The organism is Chryseobacterium gwangjuense (genome assembly GCF_021311115.1).
Classification (GTDB): Bacteria; Bacteroidota; Bacteroidia; order Flavobacteriales; family Weeksellaceae; genus Chryseobacterium; species Chryseobacterium gwangjuense.
In genome coordinates this window covers 321,397-337,609 of record NZ_JAJTNP010000005.1, presented here as the reverse complement: position 1 = coordinate 337,609, position 16,213 = coordinate 321,397, and the positions used below count along the sequence as shown (strand labels likewise).

General features: G+C 34.3%; 16 protein-coding genes and 1 pseudogene. 12 read left to right on the top strand and 5 right to left on the bottom strand.

The features are described 5' to 3' along the window. Position 1: 1 nt before the first annotated feature. Both LV842_RS12135 and LV842_RS12130 read right to left on the bottom strand, forming a co-directional pair. The gene (locus LV842_RS12135) at positions 2-913 is read right to left on the bottom strand and encodes an ABC transporter ATP-binding protein (RefSeq protein WP_233111724.1); all 912 of its coding nucleotides are present in this window, start codon (positions 911-913) and stop codon (positions 2-4) included. A gap of 105 nt (positions 914-1,018) precedes the next feature. Then, complete coding sequence (locus LV842_RS12130; RefSeq protein WP_233111723.1) at positions 1,019-1,369, bottom strand: T9SS type A sorting domain-containing protein; 351 nt, start codon at positions 1,367-1,369, stop codon at positions 1,019-1,021. 119 nt (positions 1,370-1,488) lie between these two features. Here LV842_RS12130 and hemB point away from each other — a divergent pair, with 119 nt between their 5' ends. After that, positions 1,489-2,478, top strand: coding sequence for a porphobilinogen synthase (gene hemB / locus LV842_RS12125; RefSeq protein WP_233111722.1), 990 nt, complete (start codon positions 1,489-1,491; stop codon positions 2,476-2,478). 80 nt (positions 2,479-2,558) lie between these two features. Here the strand turns inward: hemB and LV842_RS12120 are convergent, their stop codons facing one another. Then, complete coding sequence (locus LV842_RS12120; RefSeq protein ID WP_233111721.1) at positions 2,559-3,287, bottom strand: hypothetical protein; 729 nt, start codon at positions 3,285-3,287, stop codon at positions 2,559-2,561. A 132-nt stretch (positions 3,288-3,419) separates the two neighbouring features. Between LV842_RS12120 and lptB the strand changes: the two are divergent. The 3 genes and pseudogenes from lptB to LV842_RS12105 form a co-directional block, all read left to right on the top strand. Then, a pseudogene (lptB, locus tag LV842_RS12115) lies at positions 3,420-4,145 on the top strand (LPS export ABC transporter ATP-binding protein); the annotation flags it as partial. Positions 4,146-4,646: 501 nt separating this feature from the next. Then, positions 4,647-6,374, top strand: a complete 1,728-nt coding sequence (locus LV842_RS12110; RefSeq protein ID WP_233111767.1) for an ABC transporter ATP-binding protein — start codon at positions 4,647-4,649, stop codon at positions 6,372-6,374. 35 nt (positions 6,375-6,409) lie between these two features. After that, positions 6,410-7,363, top strand: a complete 954-nt coding sequence (locus tag LV842_RS12105) for a helix-turn-helix transcriptional regulator (RefSeq protein WP_233111719.1) — start codon at positions 6,410-6,412, stop codon at positions 7,361-7,363. A 219-nt stretch (positions 7,364-7,582) separates the two neighbouring features. Here the strand turns inward: LV842_RS12105 and LV842_RS12100 are convergent, their stop codons facing one another. After that, positions 7,583-8,074, bottom strand: coding sequence for a DinB family protein (locus LV842_RS12100; RefSeq protein ID WP_233111718.1), 492 nt, complete (start codon positions 8,072-8,074; stop codon positions 7,583-7,585). Positions 8,075-8,255: 181 nt separating this feature from the next. On the opposite strand from LV842_RS12100, the gene LV842_RS12095 reads away from it, so the two are divergent. The 5 genes from LV842_RS12095 (at position 8,256) to LV842_RS12075 (ending at position 12,508) form a co-directional block, all read left to right on the top strand. After that, positions 8,256-8,840 (top strand): hypothetical protein, encoded by a 585-nt coding sequence (locus LV842_RS12095; protein WP_233111717.1) that lies wholly within the window; start codon positions 8,256-8,258, stop codon positions 8,838-8,840. 96 nt (positions 8,841-8,936) lie between these two features. Then, positions 8,937-9,506 carry a cob(I)yrinic acid a,c-diamide adenosyltransferase gene (locus tag LV842_RS12090; RefSeq protein WP_233111716.1) on the top strand — a complete coding sequence of 190 codons (570 nt, stop codon included), beginning with the start codon at positions 8,937-8,939 and terminating at the stop codon, positions 9,504-9,506. Continuing rightward, entirely contained in the window at positions 9,496-10,125 is a 630-nt protein-coding gene (locus LV842_RS12085; RefSeq protein ID WP_233111715.1) for a thiamine diphosphokinase, read from the top strand. Before LV842_RS12090 ends, LV842_RS12085 begins: the two co-directional genes overlap by 11 nt. A 4-nt stretch (positions 10,126-10,129) precedes the next feature. Next, the gene (locus tag LV842_RS12080; RefSeq protein WP_233111714.1) at positions 10,130-11,005 is read left to right on the top strand and encodes a tyrosine-protein phosphatase; all 876 of its coding nucleotides are present in this window, start codon (positions 10,130-10,132) and stop codon (positions 11,003-11,005) included. A 111-nt stretch (positions 11,006-11,116) separates the two neighbouring features. Further along, a complete protein-coding gene (locus tag LV842_RS12075; RefSeq protein WP_233111713.1) occupies positions 11,117-12,508 on the top strand; it encodes a type III PLP-dependent enzyme domain-containing protein in 1,392 nt (463 codons plus the stop codon). A gap of 133 nt (positions 12,509-12,641) precedes the next feature. Here the strand turns inward: LV842_RS12075 and LV842_RS12070 are convergent, their stop codons facing one another. Next, complete coding sequence (locus tag LV842_RS12070) at positions 12,642-13,301, bottom strand: HAD family hydrolase (RefSeq protein WP_233111712.1); 660 nt, start codon at positions 13,299-13,301, stop codon at positions 12,642-12,644. A 197-nt stretch (positions 13,302-13,498) separates the two neighbouring features. On the opposite strand from LV842_RS12070, the gene speB reads away from it, so the two are divergent. From speB to LV842_RS12055, 3 genes are all read left to right on the top strand, one after another. Continuing rightward, positions 13,499-14,353, top strand: coding sequence for an agmatinase (gene speB / locus LV842_RS12065; RefSeq protein ID WP_233111711.1), 855 nt, complete (start codon positions 13,499-13,501; stop codon positions 14,351-14,353). A 67-nt stretch (positions 14,354-14,420) separates the two neighbouring features. Beyond that, positions 14,421-15,263 carry a bifunctional helix-turn-helix domain-containing protein/methylated-DNA--[protein]-cysteine S-methyltransferase gene (locus LV842_RS12060; protein ID WP_233111710.1) on the top strand — a complete coding sequence of 281 codons (843 nt, stop codon included), beginning with the start codon at positions 14,421-14,423 and terminating at the stop codon, positions 15,261-15,263. Between the two features lie 178 nt (positions 15,264-15,441). Further along, positions 15,442-16,053 (top strand): alpha-ketoglutarate-dependent dioxygenase AlkB family protein, encoded by a 612-nt coding sequence (locus LV842_RS12055; protein ID WP_233111709.1) that lies wholly within the window; start codon positions 15,442-15,444, stop codon positions 16,051-16,053. Positions 16,054-16,213 lie beyond the last annotated feature (160 nt).

Here is a 16,213-nt window from a genome sequence, read left to right as displayed (position 1 = left end):
ATTAAGAATGATTACTTACGGCATTGATAAACACTTCATTCATGCTAGGAATTCTTTCGTCAAAAGACCTTACTTTTCCTACGTTTACAAGATCCAAAAGAATATTGTTTTGATCGGCTTCATTTTTCAGATCAAAAGAAACGAGGTGATTTTCATTCGTAATATTAAAGATCTCATATTTGTTTTTGAAACTTTCCAATTGAGAATCATTAACCTCAGAAAGAGTAATTCCAAAAATATTTTTCTTAAACTTTTCTCTGACGTCAAAAACCCTTCCGTCAATAATTTTTTGAGAATTATTAATCAAAGCAACATAGTCACACATTTCCTCTACACTTTCCATTCTGTGGGTAGAAAGAATAATAGTGGTTCCGTTATTTTTAAGATCTATGATCTGATCTTTAATCAAATTGGCATTTACAGGATCAAAACCTGAAAAAGGCTCATCCAGAATCAAAAGGTGAGGTCTGTGAAGTACAGTCACAACAAACTGGATTTTCTGAGCCATCCCTTTGGAAAGTTCAGACAGCTTTTTTTTCCACCATTGGTCGATGTGAAGTTTGTCGAACCATTTTTTGGCTTCATTCAGAGCGTCATTTTTACTCATTCCTTTCAATTCCCCAAAATAAAGGAGCTGATCGCCAACAGTCATATTTTTATACAAGCCTCTTTCTTCAGGCATATAACCGATGTTTTTGATATGATAGGGATTCAGCTTTTCTCCGTTAATTTGAATCTCTCCGGAATCTGCCTGAGTAATTTGGTTGATGATACGGATGAAAGAAGTTTTTCCGGCACCGTTCGGACCTAAAAGACCATAAATACTTCCTTTCGGAACATGGATGCTGAAGTCATCCAAAGCCACCTTTTTACCGGCGTTGTAGGTCTTTCTAATATGTTCAGCTTTTAGCATTAATTTGTTTTTACCTATTAGTATAATAAAGTTCCGAAAGTTACGGAATTATTAAAACAGAATTAATGGAAAAGAAAAAATCCTGATGATTATCAGGATTTACTATTATTGTTTTACTATTTGCGTTACCTTTTGGGTGTTATCGCTTAAAATATAGCGAATCAGGTATTTTCCGGGTTTTAATTTTTCAATATTAATCTCTCCGGAGTTCATATTCACGGTGTAGCTGGCTACTTGAGTACCTAGGATAGAATAGAAAGTTACATTCTTTACTTTTAAAGATGCATCTTTCGCTTTTACCACCAAATAATCTTTCGCAGGATTGGGATAAGCTACAATGATTCCATCATCAGACTTTTGCGAGATGGAAGAAGGCTCTCTTTGTTGAGCTTGTAAATTGCTAGAAAATCCAACAAATGCGCCTAGGAATATAAATAAAAGTAAAAGTTTTTTCATTCAATTATAATTTCTCGAATATATCATAACAAAAATAACTAATTCTATAATCACTTGCAATACTTTTTTATAGAACTTGTATTAAATTTGCATAAACTTATTCAAAAAGTATTCCAAAAATGATACATTCAAGAAACAGAAGGCTAAGAGTAAACGAATCTATCCGAAGTTTAGTAAGAGAAAGTATTCTTACAACGGATGATTTTGTAATGCCAATCTTCGTAATGGAGGGCGAAAACAAGCAGGAACCTATCCCGTCGATGCCGGGAATTTTCAGGAGGAGCATAGATCTTACGGTGAAAGAATGTAAAGAATTATTTTCTTTAGGAGTAAAATCGGTCAATCTGTACATGAAAGTGTCAGATCATCTGAAAGACAATACCGGTAAAGAAGCATGGAATAAAGACGGATTGATGCAAAATACGATCAGAGCGATCAAAAATGCGGTTCCTGAAATGATTGTTATGCCGGATGTAGCTTTAGATCCTTATTCAATCTACGGACATGACGGAATTATTGAAAACGGAAAAATCTTGAACGATGCCACCAATGATGCATTGGCAAGAATGTCTGTGTCTCATGCTGAAGCCGGAGCTGACATTGTGGCACCAAGTGACATGATGGATGGAAGAGTATTGACGATTCGTGAAGCGTTGGAAGAAAACGGATTTACAGACGTAGGAATTTTAAGTTATGCCGCAAAATATGCAAGTTCTTTCTATGGCCCTTTCAGAAGTGCTTTAGACAGTGCGCCAAAAGATACTATGGAAATTCCAAAAGATAAGAAGACCTATCAGATGGATTTTCATAACTCTCGTGAAGCACTCAATGAAGTGTATAAAGATGTAGAAGAAGGAGCGGATATCATCATGATTAAACCGGGACTTCCGTATCTTGATATTGTTTCTAAAGTTCGTGAAGCGATTGATCTTCCGATTGCGGTTTACAATGTAAGCGGAGAATATGCAATGGTAAAAGCTGCGGCTCAGAATGGCTGGTTAGATAATGATAAAACCATCATTGAAAGCTTAACATGCTTTAAAAGAGCAGGAGCAGATATGATCTTTACCTATTTTGCAAAAGAAGCTGCAATGATTTTAAATAAATAATTTAATAAAAATTACAAATCCCAAAAGTTTAACATTTTTGGGATTTGTGATTACAATAAGTTTAACATTAATGAGACAAACTACATAATGTTAAAATCCTTTCCTTTCGTAAATTTTGCAGCAAAAGGAGCCTGATTTCCTGAATATTTTAAGACAAAATGTTTTTTAGTGTCTGTATTAATTTTAGCATTCACTTCTACATCCTGAGTCTGAAAACTGACATCTAAATCCACTCCGGATTCTTTTTCAAGATAAATTTCCACACTTTCCGCGTAGAACAAAGAAGTGCTTAAATAATTAAATTTAATGTTTTTCCGATACGTTTTGGTCTTATTTTGAGTAAATTCAGAATAACTTCTTAGAATTTCTATTCCCGGAGAATCGATATTGGTAATTCTGGATTTCGTAACACCATTTACGCGTACAGAAAAATCTTTGGCACTTTTAATATTCCCGTTTACTCCGATATTGAATAACGAAGGCAGTGAAAGTCCGTATTCTATCATGCTGTCCTTTGTAAATTCAAAATCCGGAATCAACGCAGGATGTTTGGGAACATTGATTAATTGTTCCTTCACAGTATTTAGATTGGCATCTGAGAATAAGAACCCGATAAGATTATTGCTGGTAGTTCGCCAGTTTCTTCCATTCCATTCAAAAATTTCGCAGAGTAAAGTATCCGTAGAAGAATGGGGAAGGAGATCCATATCCTGCCATTTGAAAACCTCTTTTGCATAAGGCCTTCGGTTGACGATATTAATTCCAAGATCTAATGCTAAAAGCTCGGTTAATTGTTGATTATTTTCCATATTCATGATGATTGTAAATTGGTGTCCTAAAATTAAATAAAATTGCCGGGTTCAATTTTAAAATATCATAAAACTTTTATCAGCAAGCCGTAATCTAAAAATTGAATTCAAAAAAACTTTATCTTTGCTGCTATGATTTTACGAGGAGAAAACTTAATCAAAGAATACGGTCCTAAAAAGGTTGTAAAAGGTGTTTCAGTACAGGTTCAGCAGGGAGAAATTGTTGGATTGCTTGGTCCGAACGGAGCAGGAAAAACCACATCGTTTTATATGATTGTAGGATTGGTTAAACCTACTTCCGGTAAAATTTTTCTGGATAAGCAGGAGATCACCTCAGATGCGATGTATCGCAGAGCCCAGAAAGGGATCGGTTATCTAGCTCAGGAGGCTTCCGTATTTAGAAAGCTTTCTGTGGAAGATAATATTATGGGAGTTCTGCAGTTGACGAAACTTTCAAAGCGTGAGCAACAGATGAAATGTGATGAGCTGATCGAGGAATTTTCTTTGCAGCACGTTCGTAAAAACAGAGGAGATCTTTTGTCAGGAGGAGAAAGACGTAGAACTGAAATTGCAAGATGTCTTGCGACCGACCCGAGTTTTATTCTTCTGGATGAACCTTTTGCCGGAGTAGACCCGATTGCGGTGGAAGATATTCAGAAAATTGTAAGAAGTCTTACCGATAAAAACATCGGAATTCTGATTACCGACCACAATGTACAACAGACATTAGCAATTACGAATAAAACCTACATTATGTTTGAAGGAAGAATTCTGAAAGAAGGTCTTCCTGAAGAACTGGCAAACGATCCGCAGGTAAGAGAAGCGTATTTGGGAGAAAACTTTGTGTATCAAAGTATTTTCGACAAACCGAAAAGCAAAACTTATGCATACAACATTTGGGCAGGAAACTTCGATTCAAAATCTCAGTTCCAGAATTTTGTAGATCATAATTTCTCTCAGTTTGATGATCTGAGATTGATGCACGGTTTTGAAGACATTAGTTTTGCATCATTGGGAAATTCGGAAATTCAGCATATTTTCAGTGAAGTGGTTGATAAAAATGCAAATAATTCTTATGTGTTTCAGAAAAAGGAAATCAATTCCCATTACTCATTGGAACAGGCAGAATCAGAATCAAAAGAAGCTTCGAAACCGGAGCTGCATTATGTGACCACTTATTTTTACGAAGGATAAAATAAAGCAAATATTTGCTGAAAAATAGAATAAAACGTACCTTTTCTCTGTAAAACGGTACGTTTTTTAGTTAAAATAATTCCTATGGCAAAACCTTTCAACAGAACCGTTACTTTATTCGGAATTTATAAACAGCTCATTCCATTTATCAAGCCTTATCGACTGATGATTTATGGAACTTTATTTCTTACCTTTTTAGGAGCTCTTGCAGCACAAGTGAATCCATTGGTTTTAAAATATACCGTGGATGAGGTTACAAAATTGACAAATCTTCCGCATCCGATGTCAGAAGGAATTCATGTTTTGGTATTGATTTCCGTGATTTTATTGGGGAAAGAATTATTGAATATTTTTATCAATTTCGGACAGAAATTTTATGGTGAGAAAATCAGAATTAATGTAAGTTCTGTTTTGGCACAATCAGCCATTGATAAGATTCTAACTTACAGAGTAGCTTACTTTAATGATGAAAACCACGAATCGGGAAAGCTGCAGATAAGAATTGACCGCGGAATTGAAAGTCTGACAAGATTGGTTCAGAACTTTTTCATCGATATGTTGCCATTGTTTTCCAATGCCATTATTGCCTTGATTATTATGTATCTGCAAAATGTGTATGTCGGAATTGTTTCTACCATTATTGTCCCAATTTATTTTTATATCAGTTCACTTCAGGCGAAAAAATTGGGTGGGGTAAGAAGAACGTTGAGAAACCAACGCGAACAGAAAACTTCAGGATTATTAAACTTAATTAACTCCATTATGGTGATTAAAAGTTTTGTCCGTGAAAAATTCGAAGGGAAAAAACAATACGATTTGCAGATGCAACTCATGGAAAGCCAGATGTTCACCCGGAAAACGAACTTTATTTATGATGGTTTAAAAACTTTCATCGAACAGTTCGGAGTGGTTTTAATTATCTTACTCACGGTCTATCTCGTATTGGATCAGCAAATGACCATTGGTGCTATTATGCTTCATATTATGCTTTTTAATAATGTTTCTGCTCCGATTCGTCAGCTTCACAGAATTTATGATGATATGAATGATGCCATGATCTATGCAGAAGGATATTTTGATATTTTAAATGCTGATGATGAAAAAGAAGCGAACGGAACTTTTGTAGAAAAAGAAATTAAAGGAACTTTTGAATTAAAAAACATCAATTTCACGTATCCCAACGGAACGCAGGCTTTACACGATGTTTCCATGAAAATTGAAAACGGAAAAACAACCGCTTTGGTTGGGTTGAGCGGCGCCGGAAAATCGACGGTTATCAATCTTTTATGTAAATTTTATCTTCCGGATTCCGGCGAAATTCTTTTAGATCATGTTAATTTGAATGATTTTGATAATACCTTTCTTCGGAATGATTTGGGTTTGGTACTTCAAAAAAATCATATTTTTCAGGGAAGTATCGAAGACAATATCCGCTATGGAAACATGAATGCAACGTTTGAAGAAATTGAAGAAGCTGCCAAAAAAGCCTACCTTCACGAGCAAATTCTGGATTTACCTGAAAAATATAATCATGATGCCACTCAACTTTCGGGAGGGCAGCAACAGAGAATTGCCATTGCAAGATTATTTTTAAAAAATCCACCGATTATTTTCTTGGATGAGCCTACCGCAAGTTTGGATGCCATTGCGACGGAACAGATCAAAAATTCTTTGGATGCCATAAAAGAGGGAAGAACCGTGATTATTATCTCTCACTCCCTATCCCAGATTTTAGATTCGGATAAAATTTATGTGATGAAAAAAGGGAGAGTGGTAGAAAGCGGAACTCATGACGAACTGGTGCAAATTAACGGAACCTATCGTGAGATTTTTGATGCTTCCGCAAGAAGTTTAAATCTGGATAAATTGGTGAATACTTTTAAAGATAATTAATTAGACATTATTTTTGCTAAATATTTAAACAGTCAATGAACGACCATTACCTAAAAAAACTTGACAGGGTTACTGCTATTCTCACTCAACTCCAATCAAAATCTATTGTAAGGGCGCAAGATCTTGCCGAAAAATTTGATGTAAGTGTTCGTACGATTTATCGGGATGTTAAAACATTGGAAAATGCAGGAATTCCGATTGTTGGAGAAGCCGGAAGCGGTTATTCTTTGATGGATGGTTACAAACTTCCACCTGTAATGTTTACGAAAGAAGAAGTGCTAAGTTTCATTACCGCTGAGAAACTGATGCAGAAATTTTCCCATCAAAGTTTAGGAAGCCATTATCAGACAGCAATGGAAAAAGTACGTTCGGTTTTGAAATATTCTGACCGAAATTTAATTCAAAATATCGAAAAGCAGATTGATATTTTTCAGTATCATGCAAAAACGGAAGACACCATAAAAGATGTTATTCCCACTATTTTAGAAAGTATTGCTGAAAAACGTCAATTAATCATAGAATATAAAACGGTTGATGATAAAATTTCTACAAGAACGATCGAAGCAGTCGGCGTTTTCTTTGAATTCAATTACTGGTACATCATGGCTTTTTGTACCTTGAGAAATGATTTCAGACAATTTCGTGTCGATAGGATTCTACAGATTTCCAAAACGCAAAATCCGTTTTTACAAGAATATGGGCAAATCAATGAGTACCGAAAAAGCAGCAATGGGAATAAAACCATTGTAAGACTTTTAGTGGAGAAAAAAATAATGGGACATCTCGTCAATTCAAAAAAATATTATGGATTGGTTGAAGAAGTTGATACAGAAAACGGAGTAGAGCTCACATTTGAAACTGAATGGATCAAGGATGGATTTCCTCGCTGGCTGATTACGTTTGCAGACTATGCAACGATTCTGGAGCCTGAAAGTCTGAAAGAAAAATTAAGAGACTTGTTAACCAACATTTCCGACAAGCATCAATAAAACCTCAACAGAAACTGTTGAGGTTTTTCAGCAAAATTAATTAAATGTGAAATGATTTATTGAGTTAAAAAAGGATAAAAAATCAAAAGTAAAATGAAAGACAAAATTCAAATTATGTAGGTTTGAATCTATTTGCAATTTGTCTTTTGACTGATTATGATTGATTCTTCAAGTTATGTTTAATCAAAGATTTTAGTCTCCATAAAGGCATTAAAGATCCTAAAATCTCTCCCAAAAAAAAGGCGGCTCAATTCCTAAAGCTCTTAAATAAACATATCCTTGTCCACGGTGATGGATTTCATTATCCACAAAGTATAAAATATTCTGATACACCGGGAATTCATATTGTCCGAATAAATTGAAAGTTTCCTGAAAACGCTCTTCTGAAATCTGAGCAAAATAATGATTGATTACTTCTGTTTCCTCATCCCATTTTTTCAAAATATCTTCTTTTGTTTTTGGTGCAAAACCTTCTTCGTTGTAGGCTTCCATATTTTTGTCTACAATTCCTTTCAAAGCTGGTCCGCCAATACTGATAAGCTCTACTGCCAGTTTTGCAAACGGTCTCATTCCTCCAACAGAGAACTCAAATAATTCCTTTTCAGGGAAAGCTTCGATTACCCTTCTTGTAAGGTTTCTGTGTCCTTGCCAATGTTCCAGTAATTGTTCAGTTGTCATAAATTGTTTTGTGATAGTTGCTGTAGTTGTCATAATTTTAATATTATTTGTTTTTGTTGATACAAAGGTAAATCAGGGTTGTGACAACAGTTTGTCAGTAGGATTTTGAGGATGAAAAATATTTTTATTTTTTAGTAAAATATCTAAGTACACTTTTACGTTACATTATGGCAATGAATGAATAAAATTGTAAATTGTCTCGAAATTTAAAAATATGAAGAAGCTTATTTTGCCGGTTATCACTGCATTTTTATTAGTATCATGCAATAAAATTGAAGAAAAAATCGATCAGACCGTTCAGAAAACTACCGAAACTGTTCAACAAAAAGCTCAGGAAGCAGTTGACGAAACAGTGAAGAAAACGGTCAACGAATCAATAAATTCACTTACCAATTCCGAAGATGTTCAATTCAATCAGGTTTTTCCGGGTTCAGATAAAGCAATGGTTTCAGAGGAAAAAGGAAAGAAGTTCAAATTTCCTAATGGTTCAGAAGGTTTTATTTTTAAGTATAAAGCTGATAAAGCGACTTTAATTCCTTTTTTAGAAAGTCAGCCGACAACTGATGAAAATAAATCGGATAAAACTGCCAGAAAAATTGACGGACAAAAGATCTTGGATAAAATCAGTCTGGTAGAAAAATTTCTTCCCGAAAATACAATTGATTCCGGTTTTTTGGATGATATTAAAAATGATACAAGTATTGAATATTACAAACTAAAACGTTTCCCGAATAGTAGTACCATTATCTACAATCCTAAGAACCAGACCGTATTACAATATGTAGAGGTAAATAAATAATTTGAGAAGGTGGCCGGTTTTAACCGGTCATTTTTGTTTTATCACACTTTATGCATTTTACTTTTCACATTGTACAAAATAAAGTATTTTAGTCCTATGAAAATTTACACAAAAACAGGAGATAAAGGTCAGACTGCGTTATATGGCGGAACAAGAGTTTCAAAAGCAAGCGCAAGAGTTGACAGCTACGGAAATATTGACGAATTAAATTCATTCATCGGAATTGCGAAAAGTCATATCGAGGATCAGGAAGTTTTAAGACAATTAAAAAAAATCCAGTTCGACTTATTTACAGTAGGTTCTGAAGCAGCAACACCGGTAGATAAACTGATGTTAGCAAACGGAAAATCACGTTTACCAATCATTATTTCTGAAACGGAGATTGAAGAACTGGAAAACTGGATGGATGCTTTTGATGAAAAATTAGAACCGCTTCAATATTTTATTCTTCCCGGTGGCGGAAAACCCGCAACATTTTTACACGCTGCACGCACAATCTGCAGAAGAGCAGAACGTTCTTTGGTTTTCTTAAATGAATCTGAGGAAGTTCGTCCTGAACTGATTAAATACCTGAACAGACTTTCAGATTATCTTTTTGTATTGGCAAGATATATTTCAAAAATCAACAACGAACCGGAAGAATATTGGAATCCGAATGAAAGATAAAGCATTACTTTCCATCAACGGAGATGCTCCGAAATCTTTCCCGAATCCTGAAGCTTATGGTTTGATAGCTTGTACAGACGGTGCTTTTCACTATCTGAAAAATCTGAATTTTCCACTGGATAAGCTTGATTTTATTTCCGGTGATTTTGATTCACATTCGGGTTCTGATGAAAATATTTATGAAGATAAATTCATTTATACTCCGGATCAGGACAAAACCGATTTTCATAAAGCATTGGAAATTATTTTAGAAAAAGGATTTAAAAATGTTGATGTTTTAGGAGGAAGTGGAGGAGAACAGGATCATTTTTTAGGAAATCTTACTGTAGCTTTTGGATTTAAGGATCAATTAAACATAAAATTTTACGATGAGTTTTCCGAATATTATTTTGTACCCAAAAGCTTTAGCGTAAAAGAAGTGAAAAACAAAATGATTTCACTGTATCCTTTTCCTTCGGCTGAAAACATTACGACAAAAGGATTGAACTGGCCTCTTACAAACGGAAGTTTAAGCATTACTTCAAGAATAGGAACTAGAAATTTCGCTGTTGAAGACGAAGTTTCTATTGAATATGAAAAAGGAGATTTGTTGATTTTTATCGGAAAAAATTATTTGTGATCTTTTGAAATCAATCATTAAAATATCATTTGTATTGATCGTATCAGTCTGTGTTTTATCGTGCAAAACACAGACGTTTTCCGTACCCGAATATGGAAAAGAAACTGTACAAAAAGATATTGCAATTAAAAAAGTTCATAATTTCAGAGTTGTTGACCATATTAAAAATGCAGAGGGAAGAACTTTGAAAGAAGGAAAGCTTTACAGAAGCGGACATCTGCATCAATTGAAGAAAAAGTCTTTTGATAAGCTGGAAAATTTAGGAATCAAAGAAATTATTGATCTTAGAAATTCAAAGGAAATTGCTCAAAAACCTGATCATCTTCCAAACGGAATTATATATAAAAATTATTCTGCTTTTGAAGATGAAGGAGATCAATTGGATCAGGCTAAAAAGTTAGTATTAAAAGGAAAAGTAAATGGTTCTGATGCTGACAAAAGAATGCTTGATTTCTATAAGGATTATGTCACGGAAAACCCTGAAACAATAAAGAAGATCATTACCGAAATTCTGGATTCAGATCATCCTGTTTTGTACCATTGTACGGCGGGAAAAGACAGAACGGGAATTATTACGGCTTTGATTCTGACGATTTTAAAATTTGATAAAGAAACTATTTACAACGATTATCTTTTATCGAATCATTACAGAGATAAATTAGTTCAGAAACGACTTGGCTTAGCGAATAATCTACATTTTTTATATCCAAAAATGGATATCAAAGTCTTGGAAAAATTAAGTTGGGTTGAAAAAGATTATCTGGATGCTGCTTTTAATGAAATCAATACAAAATACGGTTCAACGGATGCTTATATTCAACAGGTTTTAGGAATTTCAGAGAATAAAAGACAAGAATATATTCAGAAGTTTACATATTGATAATGAGGGTAGAGTTTATAACGCGAAACCCTATAAAAATTATAATAAATTTAACGTTAAAAAATCAAACTTTTTTAGCAATTTTGCATTTCTTAATTCACTTGTTTAGAAATGAAAATAAAATACTCGGAACTTATTGATCAGACGTTGTATTTTCCTACCGAGGAATTCAATGTTTCTGAGAACAATTTGTTATTTCACGACATTCCGTTGATGGATGTTGTTGAAAAATTTGGCACTCCGCTAAAGATTAGCTACCTGCCGAGAATTTCTCAAAATATCCAAAAGGCCAAGAGCTGGTTTAGGGAAGCCTTTGAGAAAACCGAATATAAGAAGAATTATAGATATTGTTACTGTACAAAATCAAGTCATTTCAAATTTGTACTGGAAGAAGCTTTGAAAAATGATATTTCTATAGAAACTTCTTCTGCATACGATATGGATATCGTAAAATCTCTTTACAAAGAAGGGAAAGTAACGAAAGATATCGAAGTAATCTGTAATGGTTTTAAAACGGATGATTATCTGGCTAAAATTTCAGATATGATCAACAGTGGTTTTGAAAACATCACTCCGATTCTGGATAATTACCGTGAACTGGATAAATTGACGGAAAGTATCGATACAACGTTCGACATCGGAATCAGAATCGCTTCTGAGGAAGAACCGAAATTTGAATTTTATACCTCAAGATTAGGAATCGGATATAAAGATATTATTCCTTATTACAGCCAAAAAATTGCTGAACACCCGAATGCAAGATTGAAAATGCTTCACTTCTTCATTAACACCGGGATTAAAGACACAGCATATTACTGGAATGAATTGTATAAATGTCTTCGTGTGTATGCACGTTTGAAGAAAATTGCTCCTGAAGTTAATTCATTGAATATCGGTGGAGGTTTTCCAATCAAAACTTCATTACAGTTTGATTATGATTACCAATATATGGTGGAGGAAATTGTTTCTCAAATCAAAAAATTCTGTGAAGAAGAAGGGGTTGAAGAACCAAATATCTATACTGAATTCGGAAGCTTTACCGTTGGAGAAAGTGGTGCCAATATTTATAAAATCATTTCTCAGAAACGTCAGAACGACAGAGAAAAGTGGAATATGATTGATTCTTCTTTCATGACTACACTTCCGGATACTTGGGCCATTTCAAGACACTTTATCATGCTTCCGCTGAACAGATGGGAAGATACCTATGAAAGAGTTTTCTTAGGTGGATTGACTTGCGATTCAGATGATTACTATAACTCTGAACAACATACGAATGCTATTTATTTGCCGGTTTTCAGTGATACAAAACCTTTGTATATCGGTTTCTTCCATACGGGAGCGTATCAGGAAACAATCGGAGGTTATGGCGGAGTTCACCATTGTTTAATGCCTCAGCCGAGACACGTTTTGATTCAGAAAGATGAAAATGGAGAATTACAATATGAAATTTTCCGTGAGAAACAAGAACCGGAAGATGTATTGAAACTTTTAGGGTATTAATACCATTTGTCATTGCGAGGAGCGAAGCGACGAAGCAATCTCATCAATACAAACAGGCTCTATTTTTATCAATAGAAATTTAGCCAAAATTTATAAAAAATAAAAGCTCTCAGATTTTGAGAGCTTTTTCTATTTAAAAATATTTTGAAATCTTATCTAATTGAAGATCTTCATAATCTGAAATCACTGTATCTGCTAATGTATAATCCTGATTTTTAGAATGCTGACTTCTATACGCAGCACAGAAGATTTTCGCTCGGTGTGCTGCCAAAATTCCATTGGTAGAATCTTCAATAACCATACAATTTTCAACAGGTTCTCCTGACATTTCTGCAGCCAATAAAAAGACTTCAGGATGAGGCTTTGATTCCTTTAAATCGGCACCGCTTATCTTTCCGCTGAAATATTTTTCCAGTCCGAATTTTTCAAAAACCATATTGATGGTCGTCATGGTTGCGGAAGAAGCCAAAATCAATGTAATGCCGTTTTCGTGATAATGTTGAATTAGCTCTCTTACTCCCGGAATCAGATCAAATTCATCATCATTGTAAAAATAATCTTTAAAATGAGTTCTTTTGATAGTGGCGATAGTTTCATGAGTATGATCTAAATCGAATTGATGAATTAAGGTTTCACAAACCCTCTTTGTAGAAGCACCTGTAAAAGAAGTATATAAATCTTCAGAAACGGCAATTTCCAACTCGTCAAAGGTTTTAAAATAAGCTTTTCTGTGTAATGGTTCTGTATCTACAATCACTCCATCCATATCGAAAAGAACAGCTTTTAAAGGCATATTTGAATTTTTTACAAAGGTAAGAAATTTGGCTGGAAGGTAAAGACCGGAAGTTAGAAGCTGAGTGATGGATGTTTAAATTATGATATTAAATTTTTGCATTTTTGTAAAACTTCCAGCCTCCATCATCTGGCTTCCATTTACTTTTCCCAACTTCTTTGTATCTTTGCCGAAATCATTTAATTTTTAAATAAAGCATGAAAACATACGCAGGAATTCCTGAAGAAAATGCATCATTAGAGAACTCGAAAGTAATGTTGGTAACGGTTCCTTACGACGGAACTTCAACGTGGGGAAAAGGAGCTGATAAAGGTCCTGAATTGTTCCTAGACGCTTCTGAAAATATGGAGCTTTACGATATCGAAACTCAGACAGAACCTTATTTAGAGGGAGTTTATTTGGCTGGAGAAGTTTCTGAAAATTCTTCCCCTGAAGCAATGACTGAAGCGGTATACCAAAAAACAAAAGAGCTTTTGAACAATGAAGGGAAGTTATTTACCCTTTTCGGTGGAGAACATTCTGTTTCTATCGGTTCAATTCGTGCGGTAGGTGAGAAATTTGAAAATTTAACGGTTCTTCAATTAGATGCTCATACAGATTTACGTCCTGAATTCCATGGTTCTACTTCTAATCACGCTTGTGCAGTTTTTGAAGCGAATCAGAAGCACAATCTGGTACAAGTGGGAATCCGTTCTATGGATATCGAAGAGGCTGAATATTTACCGGAAGGAAGAGTATTTTTCGCTCACGAAATTGCTAATAATGAAAACTGGGTAAATGATGTATTGGAAAAAGTTTCTGGAAACGTGTATATCACGATTGACCTTGATGCTTTTGACCCTTCAATTGCTCCGTCAACAGGAACTCCTGAACCAGGCGGTTTACAATGGTACCCAACATTAGAATTACTAAGAAAGGTATTTGAAAAATGTAATGTTGTAGCATTTGATATTGTTGAATTAATGGATTCTGCTTATGCAAAGCCAAGCGCATTCTTAGCAGCGAAGTTATACTACAAAATGTTAGCGTATTATCATATTAATCAAGACTAAAACTTCGCAAGATTCGGATTTTTTCTGCGAATAATTCTTAGGAAATTTGTGAGGTAAAATAATTGTTATGTCCACACAAAATCAGATAGATTACGAAAGAATTGCCAAAGCGATAGAGTATATCCAGAGCAATTTTAAGCTTCAGCCAAGTTTGGAGGAAGTGGCGGAGAAAATTCACTTAAGTCCGGCTCATTTTCAGAAAATGTTTTCTGATTGGGCAGGAACAAGTCCGAAGAAATTTTTGCAGTTCATCAGTCTTGAACATGCTAAAAATTTATTGAAGGAAGAAAAAGCAAGTTTATTTGATACGGCTTATGAGACAGGGTTTTCGAGTACGAGCAGATTGCATGATCTGTTTGTAAAGATTGAAGGAATGTCTCCGGCAGAATATAGAAACGGAGGAAAAAGCCTCCATATTAATTACAGTTTCTCCGAAAGTCCTTTTGGAAATGTAATTACAGCTTCTACAGAAAAAGGAGTCTGTTATATGGCTTTTGAAAACGATAAAAATAAAGCATTGGGAGATTTACAGGTTAAATTTCCTAATGCTTCTTTTTTTGAAAAATTGGACGAATTTCAGAAAAATGCATTGTCCATTTTCCATAAAGACTGGACGAAGCTCAATACTATAAAATTACATTTAAAGGGAACAGATTTTCAATTAAAAGTATGGGAAAGTCTTCTTACTATTCCGATGGGAAAATTATCAACGTATGGAAATTTAGCTGAAAAAATAGGAAATCCAAATGCATCAAGAGCAGTAGGAACCGCCATTGGAAGTAATCCTGTTGCTTTTCTGATTCCTTGTCATCGTGTCATTCAGTCTTCCGGAAATATGGGAGGTTATCGATGGGGAGGTGAAAGAAAGCAGTTGATTGTGGGTTGGGAAAGTTCTCACGTTTATTCTTAAGATTTTATTTTAACTTTTACTTGAACCATTAAGATTTATTAAGGAGTGAAGTTTAATTAAGATAAATCATTCTAATTGTTTAGTTACTTAGCTCTTAATCAAAGCAATCCTTAATCTTTCTTATTTTCTTAATCCGTCTTAATGGTTTAATTTTAATCACCATAAATTACAAATTTCAATGTTAAACCTATTCGAAGATATTTCCGACTATCCTTTAAATCTCCTTCCCAACGACGGAACCGCTCACTATTATGGAAAAGTTTTTTCCAAAGAAAAGTCGGATTTTTATTATGATTATTTGCTCAATCAGATTCCGTGGGAAAATGATGAAGCGATGATTTTCGGAAAACTAATTTTAACCAAAAGAAAAGTAGCTTGGTTTGGTGAAAAACCGTTTGAGTATACGTATTCAAAACGAACAAAATATGCCAAATTCTGGACTCCCGAGTTATTAGAATTAAAGAAAAAGTGTGAAGAAGTGACCAGGGAAACCTATAATTCTTGCCTTCTGAACTTATACCATGACGGAAGTGAAGGAATGGCTTATCATAGCGATGGTGAAAAAGATCTGAAAAAGCATGGTGCAATTGCATCTTTAACTTTCGGAGCGGAAAGAAAGTTTTTATTTAAGCATAAAACGACTAAAGAAAAAGTGGAAATCTTTTTAGAAAACGGAAGTTTATTAGTGATGAAAGGAACAACGCAGGATCATTGGCTGCATCGACTTCCACCGACGACTAAAGTAAAAACTCCGAGAGTGAATTTGACCTTTAGAACAATTGAAGAGTAATTTTTAACGCAAAGTTTTTATTAACATTATAAGAACTTTAAGGAGCAAAGAAAGAATCAACAAAGTTGATTTGAAGAAGCGAACGTTTTAATTTCATGCTTAATCAGTGATTTATCGCAATTCTTTGCTACTTAAAAAATCAGGTGTTAAATTTTAAATC

What these genes read in the sequence shown, in the direction of transcription:
- hemB (WP_233111722.1), top strand. Translation starts at nt 1,489, where the DNA reads ATGATACATTCAAGAAACAGAAGGCTAAGAGTAAACGAATCTATCCGA.
- LV842_RS12110 (WP_233111767.1), top strand. Translation starts at nt 4,647, where the DNA reads ATGATTTATGGAACTTTATTTCTTACCTTTTTAGGAGCTCTTGCAGCA.
- LV842_RS12060 (WP_233111710.1), top strand. Translation starts at nt 14,421, where the DNA reads ATGTCCACACAAAATCAGATAGATTACGAAAGAATTGCCAAAGCGATA.
- LV842_RS12105 (WP_233111719.1), top strand. Translation starts at nt 6,410, where the DNA reads ATGAACGACCATTACCTAAAAAAACTTGACAGGGTTACTGCTATTCTC.
- LV842_RS12120 (WP_233111721.1), bottom strand. Translation starts at nt 3,287, where the DNA reads ATGGAAAATAATCAACAATTAACCGAGCTTTTAGCATTAGATCTTGGA.
- LV842_RS12090 (WP_233111716.1), top strand. Translation starts at nt 8,937, where the DNA reads ATGAAAATTTACACAAAAACAGGAGATAAAGGTCAGACTGCGTTATAT.
- LV842_RS12130 (WP_233111723.1), bottom strand. Translation starts at nt 1,369, where the DNA reads ATGAAAAAACTTTTACTTTTATTTATATTCCTAGGCGCATTTGTTGGA.
- LV842_RS12085 (WP_233111715.1), top strand. Translation starts at nt 9,496, where the DNA reads ATGAAAGATAAAGCATTACTTTCCATCAACGGAGATGCTCCGAAATCT.
- LV842_RS12055 (WP_233111709.1), top strand. Translation starts at nt 15,442, where the DNA reads ATGTTAAACCTATTCGAAGATATTTCCGACTATCCTTTAAATCTCCTT.
- LV842_RS12100 (WP_233111718.1), bottom strand. Translation starts at nt 8,074, where the DNA reads ATGACAACTACAGCAACTATCACAAAACAATTTATGACAACTGAACAA.
- speB (WP_233111711.1), top strand. Translation starts at nt 13,499, where the DNA reads ATGAAAACATACGCAGGAATTCCTGAAGAAAATGCATCATTAGAGAAC.
- LV842_RS12070 (WP_233111712.1), bottom strand. Translation starts at nt 13,301, where the DNA reads ATGCCTTTAAAAGCTGTTCTTTTCGATATGGATGGAGTGATTGTAGAT.
- LV842_RS12135 (WP_233111724.1), bottom strand. Translation starts at nt 913, where the DNA reads ATGCTAAAAGCTGAACATATTAGAAAGACCTACAACGCCGGTAAAAAG.
- LV842_RS12075 (WP_233111713.1), top strand. Translation starts at nt 11,117, where the DNA reads ATGAAAATAAAATACTCGGAACTTATTGATCAGACGTTGTATTTTCCT.
- LV842_RS12095 (WP_233111717.1), top strand. Translation starts at nt 8,256, where the DNA reads ATGAAGAAGCTTATTTTGCCGGTTATCACTGCATTTTTATTAGTATCA.